The sequence below is a fragment of the Sphingobacterium sp. DR205 genome (assembly GCF_011064245.1).
Lineage (GTDB): Bacteria > Bacteroidota > Bacteroidia > Sphingobacteriales > Sphingobacteriaceae > Sphingobacterium > Sphingobacterium athyrii.
Genome location: NZ_CP049333.1, coordinates 2,526,021 through 2,538,182, shown reverse-complemented (window position 1 = coordinate 2,538,182; position 12,162 = coordinate 2,526,021). Strand labels below are relative to the sequence as shown.

Sequence of the window (12,162 nt, the reverse complement as noted above, 5' to 3'; positions counted from 1 at the left end):
CGACAGTAAGCAACATTGCTATAAACTGTCAGCTGAGATCATTTAATTATGCGCCAGGTATGTTTCTGTCGTCTGAATCTGCGCATAGAAGAATTCTAATGCTGCGAGAAAGGCATGCTGTACATCCTCAGCTTTCACCGTAACATCATTAATTTCCAGGTCACGTGTTGCACAGGCATCCCCTATTACTGTACATGCAAAACCAAAATCAACCGCTGCCCGCGTTGTGGCATCAATACACATGTGCGTCATCATACCTACAACAACGAGTTCAGTAATTTGATTGTTTTTCAGATAATCTAAGAGTTCAGTTTCCCTAAAACTATTTGGAAAGTGTTTTTTGATCACTTTCTCTCCCACTAGCGGTTTAACGCTGGAGTGGATATCAACAGCAACTGTACCTGCTATAAAAAATGGCATTTTTGCAGGATCGGGAGAGATATGCTGAATATGGATAATCGGTGCATCTCTTTCTCTAAAATGATTAATTATTTTTCCGGCATTTAGACTTGCTGCGATAGGGTTTACAAGTTCCATTCCGCCATTTTCAAAATATTCATTTTGAATGTCTATCACAATTAACGCTGTAGTATTCATCTTTTATATAGTATTATGTTTTCGTTACGACAAAATTAGCGGGTCAACAACAGAGGCCACTACCAAATATATCCTCGACACTACCATTTTGATAAGGAAAGATGTTTTAGTTATCTTAGCCCCAGGAATAGCCTTTTGGAGGCAACATTAATTCGATTAAAAGAAAGAAATATCGTGAAAGAATTACTACACAGCAAAATATACGGAGCAGAAAATGGTGGAACACCACTTGTTGTTCTGCATGGCCTTTTTGGTATGGCGGACAACTGGGGATCTTTTGGCCGTAGCTTTGGCGAAAAAAGACAGATACATTTGCTTGACCTGCGCAATCACGGTCGAAGTTTCCACAGCGATGGCATGTCTATTGAGGATATGGTTGAGGATCTAGCCGACTATATTGCTTCGATCGGGTCGAAGAAAATTCTCTTATTGGGCCATTCTCTGGGTGGAAAGGTTGCCATGCAATTTGCCATTGGCCATCCCGAACAGGTTGAAAAGTTGATTATTGCGGATATTGCCCCCAAAGCTTATCCACCACATCACGAAGATATCTTCAATGCGCTCTGTGCTGTTGATATCAATAGTATGGACAACAGGAAAGATGTACAGACAAAACTAGAAACTTATCTTGACGATCCGGGAGTGGTTCAATTTCTGTTAAAAAACGTTTATATTAAAGAAGACCGCAAACTGGGTTGGCGCTTCAATCTAGATGTTCTACAGCAAAAATATGCGGATTTTATCACAATAAGTGTGAAAGCTGGTATTTACACCGGTCCTACGCTATTTCTGGCGGGCGAAAAATCGCGCTACATTCTTCCTGAAGATAAAGTCAAAATCAAAGAGCAATTTCCAAATGTCAGCTTTGAAACGATACCAAACGCCGGACACTGGGTTCAGGCAGAAAACCCACAGGCATTCGACAAATTTGTTGCCGATTTTTTGGAGCAATAAAAATCTAGTCCTAAGGAGCCCGATCCCAGCTGAACCGATCGTTAGGTTGGGATTGGATTATCCTAAGTCATCGTTTATCCAATGCTGCCGCATAGGTCTTTAGCGCACGTTCTCGAGCGAAAGAGTGTGCTATCATCGGTTCGGGATAAGCTGCGCTCCCAAGTTCAGGGATCCATTGTCTACTATATTCTTGCTTCTTATCAAATTTTTCAGCCTGAATGATTGGGTTAAATACCCTGAAATACGGTGCCGCATCACAACCACAACCCGCTGCCCATTGCCAATTGCCGTTATTCGCAGACAGATCATAATCATTGAGCTTTTGTGCAAAATAAGCTTCGCCCCATCGCCAATCAATTAATAAATGTTTACATAAAAAACTAGCCGCTACCATGCGTACACGATTATGCATATAACCTGTACTATTTAATTGCCGCATTCCAGCATCGACCAAAGGATAGCCCGTTTGGCCCTTACACCAACGTTCAAATTCCTCTTCATTATTGCGCCACTGAATACCATCATATTTCTTTTTAAATGATTCGCTGACAACATTTGGAAAATGATACAAGATTTGCATAAAAAATTCACGCCAGATGAGCTCTGACAGCCATACCGCATTATGTTGCCCGGCAAAGGTCACACACTGACGAATACTGATCGTACCAAAACGTAGCGCTATACCAAGATTCGTTGTCCCTGCTAAGGCAGGGTAATCTCGGTATTTATCGTAATTATTAATAATATGTGCACGCAATTGTGGCGGATGGAAAGTCAAATCTGTCTTTTTAAATCCAATTTTTTCCAGCGAAATTATTGGCGTATAAGCCTGCTGTACAAAAAGTCCTCCTTTATGATCCAGCGGTTGAAGATCTTTTGTCGTTAATTTTTCCCGCCACTTTTTCGCATAAGGGGTATAAATGGTATAAGGGCTACCATCGTTTTTCAACAACTCATTTTTATCGAAAATAACTTGATCTTTTACTGCTTTAAATGGAATACCAGCTGCTTCAAAAAATTCAAATATTGTGCGATCCCGTTTGATTGCTTTAGGTTCATAATCTCTATTGCAATAGATTTCATGAATTCTGTATTTCTCATGTAGTGTTTTAAAAATTGCGAAAGGACTCCCATAGAAAGTATTCAATGTGGCTCCAAAATCCTTTAATTGTTGGTTTATCGCTTCCAGTGCCCGATGGATATAGTCTACACGTCGATCCGATTTATCCTCCAATTGCTGTAAAATATCTTCATCAAATATAAAAACCGGCAACACAGGGAGTCCTGTTGCTAATGCCCGGGATAATCCGGCATTGTCTTCCAGACGAAGATCCCTGCGGAACCAAAAAACTACGACTTTACTTTCTTCCATAAAAATAGAGACAAGGCCATCAAAATAGCTACACGTCTAATTAATTCAATATCATGATACCAAAAAATTCACAAAACGATAAACAAATTAATTGGACAGTGTTAAACCTAGCATTAACCTAAAGCTGCTTTAATTTAACACTGTCCGGTTTGCACCCTAGTTCTTTAAGCTTTCCATATCGATCACAAATCGATATTTTACATCACTCTTAAGCAACCTATCATAGGCTTGGTTAATGTCCTGCATCCGTATCAGCTCTATATCCGAAGTGATGTTATGCTTTCCACAGAAATCCAGCATTTCTTGTGTTTCGGCAATTCCACCGATCATTGATCCTGAGAAACTTTTGCGGGCAGGAATTAAGCTAAATGGGGCTACTGGAAGCGGATGTTCCGGCGCCCCCACAAGCGTGAGTGATCCATCGCGTTTCAATAGGCTCAGGTAAGCGTTGATATCGTGTTGTGCAGAGACACAATCCAAAATAAAATGTAAAGTGCCGGCATTCTTTTTCATCTGTTCCTGATCTGTTGATAGAATGACTTCGTCAGCACCTAAACGTTTGGCGTCTTCCACTTTACTTTCAGAGGTTGTTATCACTACGACATGTGCCCCCATCGCTTTAGCAATTTTCACTCCCATGTGCCCCAAACCGCCAATGCCCACAATACCTACCTTCTGTCCGGGACCAACTTTCCAATGCCGTAATGGTGAATAAGTTGTAATACCGGCGCAAAGCAAAGGCGCAGTTGCTGCCAGGTCCAAATTTTCAGGAATCCGTAAAACAAAATCCTGATCCACTACAACCCGCTCTGAGTATCCGCCAAAAGTCTGTTTGTTCAGATGTTTATCATGACCATTGTATGTTTGGATATTTCCCTTCTCACAATATTGCTCCAATCCTTCTTTGCAACTCTCACATTCACGGCAACTGTCCACCATACATCCAACACCGGCAAGATCGCCAATTTTAAATTTAGTCACGCCAGATCCCACTTTAGTGATCCGTCCGACGATCTCATGACCGGGAACATTTGGATAAACTGTCCCGCCCCATTCGTTACGTGCAGTATGTAAATCGGAATGGCAAACACCACAATAGAGAATCTCAATCTCCACATCTCCCGCTGTTACTTCACGGCGCTGAATTTCCAGCTGTTTTAAATCTGCTGTCGGCGCTTCAGTTCCGAAAGCTTTTATTAAAAATGTACCCATATTAATATAATGATCTATAATTAATTATTATTTATACCTGTTATAAAAATCTACCCTAGTTAACTTATCCGGAAGACCAATTATCTCCCGTACAAGTTAAGAATAACCCTTAGTACTAAAAAAAGTTTGGTTTAAAACACAATATATTCCATTTTCGATGCTTTCCTCGATCTTGGAAGTGAACACCTTATATTTATAGTGTTTCCTAGCCTGAATCAAAAAATATGACATGTAAATTTATGCATTATAACAATGCGCTGAACTGGATTTTCACAAATCTTTAATCGACATCCTCTACCTGGACAAACTGTATCTTAAGGCCTTGTTGCTGGCAAATATTTAGAATTGAAAATTCTAAACGGCTGTTAATCTTGACAACAAGTAAAAATTGCTGATCATCCAGCAATAAATCGATATTTTTAATCTCCGGAAAACGCTGATATAAGAATTGATAGATCTCGCTGGCCTTCCATTTCAATTTGCTGGATAGGGAGTAAACAATTTTGTACATATTTAGATTTGTTTCAATAAAACAGTTTATTTCAATATCTTAACAGCGAGCTGATTCAAGTCGCCGATCTCAATTCCTTTATCTTTCAGCTCATTAAAATTGCGCGCCAGTCGCACTTCTTTATTTATACCTTCCAATGCAAGCGCCAATTCATCCAAACGTTCGATTTCACGGTGTATCAATACATAGCAATCAAACGCTGCATCCAATAAACCAGTAGACTCAGGCTGAATCTTTTCATCCGTTTCTACTAATACGAGCAGGTATTTTTGTGCCGTTAATTTTCTGGTCACCTTTCCTATTTTTGCATTTAAAATCATGTTATACCATATTTTTTATTAGGCATTCTTATTTTTTGAGTCAATCACAAAATAGACATATTTTGTATTTTTGTCGAAACTCTACGCTAAAAAAAGAGCAAATGCTCATCAATTTTTAATGCCTGGATATCAAACAGCTACCTTAGCCCTTTTACACAAATGCTGATTAACCAACCAAGCCGCGCTTCGAAATCAGGGAACCGGTCAAATAGCAACACTTCCTGTTCAAAACAACGGGAAGTCGTTACTAGCATTTCCGAGAGGAAGAGGATATCTTTTTCTTCTAAAAACTGAATCTCCCCTTTGGCAATAGCGATCCCGATCATATCACGAATCAATTTAATTTCATCATCCAACATATAACGTGTCTTGGACACCATCAAAGCCGGATCCGATTTCATATCCTCGAAAGCAAGGTGAAAACGTTTCGTAATCAGATTAATCTGGTGCAGTTTCGCCCTCAAAAAGCCAACCAAATTCTCCTCCAAAGAAGCTTCGCGACTATAGCTTTCCTTTGCTTTTGTGAATACCTGTTCACATAAACATTCGGCTATCGCATCAAAAACATCCATTTTGCTCGTAAAATAGTAATACAATGTACTACGACCTTTACCACAAGCTTTAGAAATATCCTGCATTGAAACTCGTGTAAAACCATATGTTTCAAATACTTTCATTGACGAAAGGATAATTTCTTCCCTAATATTTTCCTGTTGCATTGTCATCGCTCGACAAACATACAAAAAATGTCGAAAATTCACATCATCATTCTTCAATTAAACATATTTTATTATTTTTACGTCCATGATATCGGATATATTCCCAATTTTATCGACTGAACGTCTTTATTTGCGTGAGATTCAACATTCGGATGCTCAGGCTTTATTCTCTTATTTTTCAAAAGATGAGGTAACGCTATATTTTGATCTACCAACTTTTCAGCACATGGACGAGGCCTATGAGCTCGTAAAAAATTGGAAGGAAAATTTTCAACAAAAGAAAGCAATTCGTTGGGCAATCTGTCTGAAGGGCAATCCGGATCAGCTGATTGGCTCTTGTGGTTTCCATAACTTCTCCTCCGAACACTTTCGTGCAGAAATCGGCTATGAACTTCATCCTGACTTCTGGCAACAGGGGATTATGACAGAAGCAATTTCTACCATTATTTCTTACGGATTTGAGGAATATAAGCTCAACCGAATAGAGGCATTTATCGACCCTGACAACTTGGCTTCCCGTAAGTTGCTTGAAAAAATGAACCTTGTTTCAGAAGGAATCCTGCATGACTATTTCTTTGAGAAAGGACGCTTTGTGGATGGCGAAATTTTTGCATTACTTAAAAAGAATTATATCCAGCCTACTTTCTTTCGCCAGATTGTATAGTCGGGATCCCGCTGATTTAAAATCGCAAGCTCCTCTACATGATAGATCGTATCGAGTTTCCTATTGGTGAGCCGGGGCAGATTCATTCGCAGGCGCAACGTGTTCAGATCTTCCTTGTTTTCCACAGGATAGATTCCGCCATCCGCAGTTAACTGTGTTCCAAAACGCTGTGGCTCGCCCTTGAAATACTGTATTCTATCGTATAAATAGGCTATGTGTGCCAAGTTAATATCCTCTTTATTCATGTTCATCAATTGATAACAGGTTTGCATGAACACAGGCTCTGATACCGCATGCTGTACAATCAACCAAGCAGCTTCGCTAGCCTCTTCGCCAACTTTTGAAATACCGGGATATCCTATCTTGTCAATTATTTCACGTAATCGTTTCGCGTTAGCACGATGGACAGCTTCCATTTTCGGATGATAGCCCTTTCCAAGTGCACCTTCTTTGGCTAATTCTTCCCTCAAAAGTCTATCGCCATTTGCTAATTGAATCAATTCTTTTGCAAGCTTCTCGTCTACCATAAGTACAGTTTATCGCTTATAAACGAACATCTTTATACGACTGTTGGTCAAGAAGAAGAATTGACCAACAGTCGTATAGGATATTGGATTTATAACACTTTTGTCATTTCAAGCTGGATCATCCCATTTACCAAGCTTTGCTTCTCCAGAAATAATTTCAATTCCTCCGCTTTTGCATCAATGTTATTGAACTGGCATTAATCAAGTCGAATAGTACAAAAGGATTTTATCGATGACCACGATTCGTTTTTTATACTTGAGATTGAGTGATTGTTTCAATGTTTTCACAGTACTCTTCCAATGTTGCGATCAATTGTGCGACATGAATCCCATCACAGACGGCATGATGCACCTGGATCGCAATAGACATCAAGATTTCATCAGCTTGTTTTTTATACTTTCCAATGGTAAAAGAAGGTGCAAAATAATCTGTAAAGTCAGCAATTTGCAGATTAAAACTATCAAAATTAATCCAAGGAATCGCTGAAATATTAAAATGATTTTCCGGTGGCTGCTCTGGAAAAAAATGCAGATTATCTTCGTGTCTTTCTCCTACATCATTATAATTAGCCATAAACCTCGTAAAATCTTTATCGTATATGGCAGTCAGTGCAGAAAAAGTCTCCGTTTCCGAATGCAATACGGTATATATCGGATCTACATAATCCCAGACAATGAGCTCACCCTCCTTCATTGCCATCTTAAACGCGTCATGCTTGTTTACAGCGCGTGCGATGAGGTATATCATGACAGGATAAAATTTATAGCCATTTTCCTTAATAAAAGGAAGTACTTTGGCGATATTGATTTTTGTTGTCAGGCTAAAGCCGCATTTCATCTGGCTGCGATATACCGCAAAGTGCTCCTTCCGCTTCCAGTCCGCTAAATTAATCTTCTTATATGTTGATTTTATCTTCTCCATTATTTTTATATTGATCACTTTGTCTGAATCTATTGACTGTATCCTAAAATCACCAATTTCTATCCAGATTTTCTTTCCAGTCAAAAGGTAACAATTCTTTTAAGGATTTGAACACTCCATTTTTTACTTCCACGATTGCTTCGAGGTTGTCTTTGGCAAGCTGACTGATCAATTCCCGGCAACGCCCGCAAGGGGGAACGGCATTTCCCGCAGCATCTACCGCAACAAATGCCCTGACCCGAAACTCCTTATGTTTCAACATTTCCGCAACAGCACTATGTTCAGCACAAAAGCCCATTGAGCAGGCTGTATCGATACTGATTCCGGTATAAATATTGCCAGATACCGTTTCTATCGCTGCGGCGACACCGGCATATTCAACAAAGTCATTTAGTCTATTTGTACCGGCCAACCCGATTGCTGCCTGTTTCAATTTATTCGTCATATCTTTACTCATGTCCTATGTATGTTTCATACGTTCACTTCATCTTTCCATATTCACCACTCAAGACCTTCGCTATGTTTTGGTATAAAGCCTAAAACAACCTCTGTAAAAGAAAAATCATGATCAGTATACACTACCATATACAAATCAACTTCCTTTGTTGCAAAAAATTCAATCAGGTACAAAACATTGTTTTCCCTTTTTACCACAGCAGCACAATTCAATTTATCCAAATGATAAATTGAATCTTAAACCCATATTGGGGTAAGCATAGCAATAGAAAAGGCGGGACAAAAGCTTACATTCTCGCTAGTCATTGCTGTCTCTCCCTGTACCATTTTAATGCGTCTCTTTCCTGCATCTTCAAAAATTCGTCCTTACCCGTGTTATAATCGTTTCCATCAACCCATTCGAGTTGAATTAAATGTTGTTTAAGTGTCTGATAGCTTTCTTTGACCGTCGGATGGGCCATTAGATAATCCCGAAACGCGATATGTCTTACCCAATCTGCCGAGCCCTTTACAAAAGCATGTAAATGGGCAACACGCAAATCATGGTCATGCAAGATCGCCGGTATCTCCTCCCCCGTCTTTACAACATCCGGGACCGCAATTTTATCTACGGGTTCATTGAGCAAAATAAAAAAACGGCGTTCGGGCCAATCTTGATTATATTTTTCGTAATAAACAATATTCGGCAATTTTAATAAATCGGGCAGCAATTCCAAATCCGTTTCGTTCTCTACTCCTAACTGTATATCAATGATCGGTTTAGCGGAGAGACCTTCTACTGCAGTGCTGCCAATATGATCAATCTGAGGAGCAAGTGGTTTAAGTATAGCTTGTAGCTCCAGCTTAATTGACTCAAATTGTTTTTTCCATTTCGGATCGTAGGGTAGAAAAGGTAATCGCATTTAAATATTTTTTTAAAATCAATAAATAGTTTGTTTGACTCAGACGCATTCTTTCCAGTTTCTCAGACTAAAAATGGTTACCTCGGGCAGATGATTTTACACCGTTATTACCACTAAAGTTAAAGCCGGTGATCACTGCAAACGTCGAATCAAAATTAAAGTTTTTCGATTGAAAATCAGCATTCACAATCTTGTCTAAGGCGTCCATATGCTAAGATTTTATGTGCTAAAACATCATCTGGGGCGTAAAACCAATTCTGCAATAATGTAAGTCCTTACAGGAATTTTAGCAATGTAGGTGTTTCTCTACAAGAAAAAATACACCAATCAAACAACACTTCTTAAACAAAAAATCCATTTAATTTTGCGTCGAAAAACATTTACCACTACAGATATCATATTACTGACACACTAAAAATACACAGCTTTTATTTAAATATTTCCGAATAAGGATGCAACTAAACGCTTTGTATCATATAAAAATACATTAAAACAAAGAATTCCCTTACATAAATATTTAATTACATGAATTTAAAGCCTTACCTTAATCTGAAAAACATTTTAATGCTAACCTGCATTGTACTGACGGGCTCAGGCCTTTACTCTTGTCAAAAGAGTGGTGAAACTGCTGCATTAACTGGAGAAACAGTGGTTAAAATCAATCTACAAGGCGTTGAAGCCTTTGGTGAAGATGGCAGTAACCCTGTAGGTCAAAAGCAGGGCTCGGCTAAAGGATCGTTAGCTTCTGGCAGCACATCGGATGTTCAGGAAATGACCGTCCCTTTCGGTAACGGATGTTCCATCGATGTTGTCCTGACAAACAGTTCTGCAGCAGCTGTAAAAAAGGGATTAGTTGCCGCATCAAGTCCAAAAACCACTGCTGCTCAGGTAAGCGAGAAACCATTGGACAAAGATATCAAATACAAAGTTGTGGTATATGACAACCAAGGCAGCTATGTAACAGAAAAAACCTATAGTTATGGTAGTGAATCAACAGCAGCGGGAATTGCGCTGGATGCTGGCAAAACCTATACCTTCATCGCGTATTCAATCAACAGTACTAGCACTGTTCCCAATATCAACAACCAAAGCACATTGTCTGCGGCAAGTCTGGACAATATCAGTGGCGATTTAATGGTTTACTCAGGTTCTTTAAAATTGAACACTGGTGTAAACAACTTAAATGTTGTTTTAAAACATCGCTTCAGTCAGATCATCACGACTTTGACAATGGATCCAAATATGACCGGTGCGATTACAAAACTTGAAAATGCAGTGTTCAAACCAAGCTATTCTACGGCAAACTTCAAATTATCGGATGAAGCGCTTTCATACAATGCCTTGAATGATGCTGGTGTGCCTGCACAGTTTCCAAGTTTAGGAAATGGTCTCCGTACAGTCGTTAGTACTCCTTCTTTATTGATCCATCCGGCAACGAGCAATGGAACACTTAAATTAGGAACGTTGACAATTGACGGTGAAACAAAATCAAACATCAGCATTCCGAATGTAAAAATTAATCCGGGACAAAAATATGACCTCAAACTTAATTTCAAAACCTGTACACAGGACGTAACAAGTGACGGATTAAATTGGAACTATCCTGAAACAACTTTTCGCGGTAAAAAAGGAATCATGAAAGATGAAACATTCTATGCCAATGGTAGCACAATCGAACGTATTTTTACAGCACCGGTAGCGAACTATGGTTTTGTCTTCGATATCACTGAGCTTGACAATGCTTTCAATATGGAAGTAAACGGTATCAGATTGGCCAAACAGGAAATCCAATTTCAGAATGCGGGTGCTTCTTCAAAACAAAATATTCAATTTGCTGATGGAAGCAAATACGAGGGTACGGATGTACAAACCAATAAAAGAATTGGTAACATCTATGACATGAAGGGCACGGCATCAAAACCATTAATTAAGCTTGTAATTAGCAGAACTGGTGAGGTTACGATGTTTGGAAGTAAAACTTCCGGTGGTGAGTTGTATCCACTTGTCTTAACCAATGGCAATGCTTTCAATACATTCCCTTGGAACGGCGTACAAAGCAATGCGGTAAAAGTCACTCAACTTGTTGATGGCAGAACCGTAATCAAAGGTATTGGAGCCGGAAAAAAGAAAATACCATGTAATTAATAATCTAGGTATAAATAAAAGAGAGCCCCCTTAAACATGAAGTTTTAAGGGGGCTCTCTTTTTAAGCTCCATGATCTTTCTGTAAGATTTTGCTGAGGTGACTTACGTCAGTCAGTCCAAACTCATCTGCAATTTCCTTTAAAATCATCCGCCCTGCTGCGATACGTTGTCGAATAAGCGTATTCCGGTAACGCAGAATATATGCCCTTATGGTCATCCCAACCTGACGTTTGAAATAGGTACCCAAATAATCAGGCGAAATATTAAAATGAGGGGCCATAACCTGCGACTTCAATAAATTGGGCGTATAGATATTTTTATGGATATAGCAAAACATCGCCTGTAGGTCGCGGCTTCTACTTCCATCTGTCTGTAATTCGGGCATATTTCTCACCAGAATCGTAGTTATGCCAAGCAACTGATACCAGATCAAGTCTTGATTGGCAAAGGCATCGTGTTTTAATGAAGCAACGACCTGAAACAGTAGGTGAACAGTCAAGAGATCAGCAGCAAGTAGCGGAAATCCATGCTGATGGGTCTCCCTGCTTTTTACCAAATACTCCAATTGTCGGGTTAACACACCCGAATCGGCGGCATACCGATGGCTATATGCATCTGTAAATTTTAAATAAATAAAATGCGTCTCTTGTTCAATCTCAAAATAGTGGTACTCTTCTGGCCCAATAAAGAAAACAGCCCCGCTTTGGTAAGGGACAGTATGACCATTGATCACATGTACACCCCTTCCACACACAATAAAAATAAATTCGTAGTGATTATGATTATGTTCAGGATGTGTCCATTCAGCGGCTTTAAATTCTGACACCAGAACAGGCTCAAATTGTCGATAGCGTTTCATTT

The 12,162-nt window shown here is 39.3% G+C and carries 14 protein-coding genes; 3 read left to right on the top strand and 11 right to left on the bottom strand.

All coding sequences use genetic code 11. From position 1 onward, the window contains the following. Nucleotides 1–42: 42 nt before the first annotated feature. Nucleotides 43–597, bottom strand: a complete 555-nt coding sequence (locus G6053_RS10765) for a cysteine hydrolase family protein (protein ID WP_108632094.1) — start codon at nucleotides 595–597, stop codon at nucleotides 43–45. Between the two features lie 174 nt (nucleotides 598–771). On the opposite strand from G6053_RS10765, the gene G6053_RS10760 reads away from it, so the two are divergent. Further along, a complete protein-coding gene (locus tag G6053_RS10760) occupies nucleotides 772–1,551 on the top strand; it encodes an alpha/beta fold hydrolase (protein WP_206531921.1) in 780 nt (259 codons plus the stop codon). 67 nt (nucleotides 1,552–1,618) lie between these two features. On the opposite strand, the gene G6053_RS10755 is transcribed toward G6053_RS10760, so the two are convergent. From G6053_RS10755 to G6053_RS10735, 5 genes are all read right to left on the bottom strand, one after another. Then, the gene (locus G6053_RS10755) at nucleotides 1,619–2,923 is read right to left on the bottom strand and encodes a deoxyribodipyrimidine photo-lyase (RefSeq protein ID WP_165306403.1); all 1,305 of its coding nucleotides are present in this window, start codon (nucleotides 2,921–2,923) and stop codon (nucleotides 1,619–1,621) included. A 156-nt stretch (nucleotides 2,924–3,079) separates the two neighbouring features. Continuing rightward, nucleotides 3,080–4,135, bottom strand: a complete 1,056-nt coding sequence (locus G6053_RS10750) for an NAD(P)-dependent alcohol dehydrogenase (protein WP_165306402.1) — start codon at nucleotides 4,133–4,135, stop codon at nucleotides 3,080–3,082. A gap of 280 nt (nucleotides 4,136–4,415) precedes the next feature. After that, entirely contained in the window at nucleotides 4,416–4,646 is a 231-nt protein-coding gene (locus G6053_RS10745) for a hypothetical protein (protein ID WP_165306401.1), read from the bottom strand. Between the two features lie 26 nt (nucleotides 4,647–4,672). Beyond that, on the bottom strand, nucleotides 4,673–4,966 hold the full coding sequence (locus tag G6053_RS10740) for a hypothetical protein (protein WP_165306400.1): 294 nt from the start codon (nucleotides 4,964–4,966) through the stop codon (nucleotides 4,673–4,675). Nucleotides 4,967–5,103: 137 nt separating this feature from the next. Beyond that, nucleotides 5,104–5,685, bottom strand: coding sequence for a TetR/AcrR family transcriptional regulator (locus tag G6053_RS10735; protein WP_277603209.1), 582 nt, complete (start codon nucleotides 5,683–5,685; stop codon nucleotides 5,104–5,106). An 85-nt stretch (nucleotides 5,686–5,770) separates the two neighbouring features. Here G6053_RS10735 and G6053_RS10730 point away from each other — a divergent pair, with 85 nt between their 5' ends. Continuing rightward, nucleotides 5,771–6,349 carry a GNAT family protein gene (locus G6053_RS10730; protein WP_165306398.1) on the top strand — a complete coding sequence of 193 codons (579 nt, stop codon included), beginning with the start codon at nucleotides 5,771–5,773 and terminating at the stop codon, nucleotides 6,347–6,349. Here the strand turns inward: G6053_RS10730 and G6053_RS10725 are convergent. The 4 genes from G6053_RS10725 to G6053_RS10710 all read right to left on the bottom strand — a co-directional run bounded on the left by G6053_RS10725 (nucleotide 6,313) and on the right by G6053_RS10710 (nucleotide 9,156). Then, nucleotides 6,313–6,876 (bottom strand): DUF6624 domain-containing protein, encoded by a 564-nt coding sequence (locus G6053_RS10725; RefSeq protein ID WP_165306397.1) that lies wholly within the window; start codon nucleotides 6,874–6,876, stop codon nucleotides 6,313–6,315. The two genes, G6053_RS10730 and G6053_RS10725, sit on opposite strands and share 37 nt — an antisense overlap. Nucleotides 6,877–7,126: 250 nt before the next feature. Next, nucleotides 7,127–7,798, bottom strand: coding sequence for a CatA-like O-acetyltransferase (locus tag G6053_RS10720; RefSeq protein ID WP_165306396.1), 672 nt, complete (start codon nucleotides 7,796–7,798; stop codon nucleotides 7,127–7,129). 49 nt (nucleotides 7,799–7,847) lie between these two features. After that, nucleotides 7,848–8,255, bottom strand: coding sequence for a hypothetical protein (locus G6053_RS10715; RefSeq protein ID WP_206531920.1), 408 nt, complete (start codon nucleotides 8,253–8,255; stop codon nucleotides 7,848–7,850). A 301-nt stretch (nucleotides 8,256–8,556) separates the two neighbouring features. Beyond that, the gene (locus G6053_RS10710; RefSeq protein ID WP_165306395.1) at nucleotides 8,557–9,156 is read right to left on the bottom strand and encodes a GrpB family protein; all 600 of its coding nucleotides are present in this window, start codon (nucleotides 9,154–9,156) and stop codon (nucleotides 8,557–8,559) included. A gap of 525 nt (nucleotides 9,157–9,681) precedes the next feature. On the opposite strand from G6053_RS10710, the gene G6053_RS10705 reads away from it, so the two are divergent. Further along, nucleotides 9,682–11,301, top strand: a complete 1,620-nt coding sequence (locus tag G6053_RS10705; protein WP_165306394.1) for a fimbrillin family protein — start codon at nucleotides 9,682–9,684, stop codon at nucleotides 11,299–11,301. Nucleotides 11,302–11,362: 61 nt separating this feature from the next. On the opposite strand, the gene G6053_RS10700 is transcribed toward G6053_RS10705, so the two are convergent. After that, nucleotides 11,363–12,160, bottom strand: coding sequence for an AraC family transcriptional regulator (locus G6053_RS10700; protein WP_165306393.1), 798 nt, complete (start codon nucleotides 12,158–12,160; stop codon nucleotides 11,363–11,365). Nucleotides 12,161–12,162 lie beyond the last annotated feature (2 nt).